Here is a 2,841-nt window from a genome sequence, read left to right as displayed (position 1 = left end):
CCTAACGCATCTTCCAGCAAAGGCAGATGCGCGGGCGTCAGTTTAATAAAATCATACACCCCGTGGCCGCATACCTGGTCAGCTCCTAACAGCGCTGTAGCAGGGAGGCCTGCTGGTGCTATTACCAACGCCCGGCCTTTCAGCAATGGTTGGAAAAGCGCTGTCAGTGATGCGTCAAAAGTATAAGACAGGTGATGGTAACTACCTGGTTTGTCTGTCTGACTATCAGTAGTGTACTGTGTTTGCTCATTACATAAATAATGTACCAGGCTGCCGTGGCTGATCATCACCCCCTTCGGCATACCGGTAGAGCCGGACGTATAGATCACATAGGCCAGCTGATCTGTCGCAGGGGATACCATTACCTGCCTGTCCGCTACACTGCTGATGCGATCCCAATCGCCATCCAGACGCACGATCCGGCAACCTACGGTTACGGGTAAACGATCTGCACAGCTTTCGCTGCTCAGTACCAGTGATGCCCGGCTATCTTCCAACATATAACGGATCCGCTCTGCTGGGTATTCCGGGTCAACTGGCACATAAGCGCCTCCTGCTTTTAAAATACCCCAGATGCCTATCAGCATCTCCACTCCACGCTCTACACAGATGGGCACCAGCGTATCCGCCGTTACGCCCTGCTGCTTTAAATAGCATGCCAGCTGATTACTACGCTCGTCCAGTTCCTGGTAACTCAGCTCCTGCTTCCCGCAAATTACAGCCGTGGCTGCCGGTGTACGGGCTGCCTGCGCTTCAAACAGTTCCACTACCGTCCCGGGTTCAGGATGAGACAGGATGGTATGATTAAATGTCGATAATAACTGTTCTTCTTCTGATATCGTTAACAACTCCAATTCGCCAACAAGACGACATTGTTTCAACACTACCTGTTTGAGTACCTGTTCAAAATGACCCTGAATTCTCTGTATGTACTCTATATCCAGCAAATTGCTGTTATAACCAAAGTGAATACTAATTTCTTCTGAAGCCACAATGGAAATCGTGAGCAGGTAATTATTATGATCAGTTAACTCTACTTTTTCTGCCTGCAACGACCAGTTACGCGATGCGATCACTTTATTGACCGGATAATTTTCAAACACCAGCAAGCTGTCAAACAGATCTCCTGTAACGCCCGCCCATTGCTGGATGGCACTCAATCCGGTATACTGATATTCCCGGCAGGTTAACTGCCCATGCTGAATAGCTGACAGCCATGTCTCGATTTGCTCATTATCCGTCACCCTTGTATGCAACGGGAGCGCATTGATATACATTCCCACCCGACTTTCTACTTCAGATAACCCTTCCGGACGACCGGAAACAGTTACGCCATAGGTAACCGATTCACTGCCAGTATAACGCGACAACAAGTAACTCCATACGCCCTGCATCACCGTATTTACCGTTAGCCGGTGATACTGCGCATAACGATCAACGGCTGCCGCCAACGTAGCATCTAATACAAGGGTATCTCTTTTATAAATACCTGTTCCCTTATTGCGATCCGTTACGGATCCGATAAAGGGTAACAGGCTACCGCCAATAGTACCCGACAGGTATTCGCGCCAGTGCCGTTCTTCCTGTTCCTTATCGCGACTTTCCAGGTAACGGATATAGTCTTCGTATTTATCTGTCCCGGCATCAGTGATGTCTGTACCCGATACAAGCGACTCATATATTTTCAATAGTTCTCCCATCAGCACCTGCACTGACCAGCCATCCAGCAGTATGTGATGATATGTCCAGATCATTCGCCACCGGTCATCGCTCAGTCGCAATAGTCCCAGCCGCATCAGTGGTGCCGACTCAAAATCAAATGATTTCTGACGATCCATCTCTTCATAAGCAGCTACCGCCGCCATGCGCTCTGTTTCCTCCAGCCCACGGTAATCCAGTTCATCTACCGGCAGCTTTACCTCACGGTAAACACATTGCACCGGCACAGAGAAACGGTTATGATAAAACCCGCTACGCAGGATGCTGTGTCGCTTTATCAATGCTTGCCAGCTCTCCATCAACAATGATACATCCACTTCTACCAGGTCACAACACAATTGCTCTATATAAGCCTGTGAAGCGATGTCATACAAGCCATGAAACAACATCCCCTCCTGTAAACCACTCAATCGGTACATGCCTTCCTGTTGATCTCCCCGATGCCGTCCACCATACATCTCAGACAAAAACGTATCCAGCTCTCTATAACTTACCTCTCCCGTCAATCCATAATCTGATGGCGTATATACGATCCCGTTATCTCCCTGCGCTACGCAATGACTAATAATAGATTCCAGATGACTCACATAATTTTTTGCCAGCGCAGCTATTGTGGCAAGGTCGTATTGCTGCCGGCTATAATGCCATTGCAACAACAACTCTCCGTCACGGATAATACTGTTTACCGATAATTTTTCTGATACCCTGTAGTCACCCGCCATACTATGGCCAGATGATTCTTCTGCACCCTGCAGCCATGCTTTACCTCTCACTACATTATCCAGTTGCCCGAGGTAATTAAAGACGATATCCCATGGAGATGTACCCTGTAAAGTTTTTTCTTTATTAAGATATTTTAACACACCGTACCCCATGCCTTTATCAGGTACCTCCCGCAATTGCTCTTTCACTGATTTGATCCAGTCACCCACGGTTAATCCATTTGTACCCAACAACACCGGGTAAATGGTGGTAAACCACCCCACTGTGCGACTGCTGTCCATCCCTATTACGGCATCTTCGCGGCCATGTCCTTCCAAGCCTATCACCACCTGTTGCTGCCCGCTCCACTCACATAATGTCCATGCCAATGCTGCCAGCAACAGATCATTGATTTCTTCT

The 2,841-nt window shown here is 48.3% G+C and carries 1 protein-coding gene; it reads right to left on the bottom strand.

What is annotated here, in order from left to right; translation table 11 throughout:
* Positions 1-2,841 (bottom strand): condensation domain-containing protein (locus AC1DP6_RS36345; protein ID WP_477059286.1); only part of this gene is annotated, 2,841 nt, incomplete at both ends.

This window comes from Chitinophaga sp. 01L420, assembly GCF_056399985.1.
Note: the sequence above shows the minus strand (reverse complement) of the source record. Positions and strands in the feature narration are given on the sequence as shown.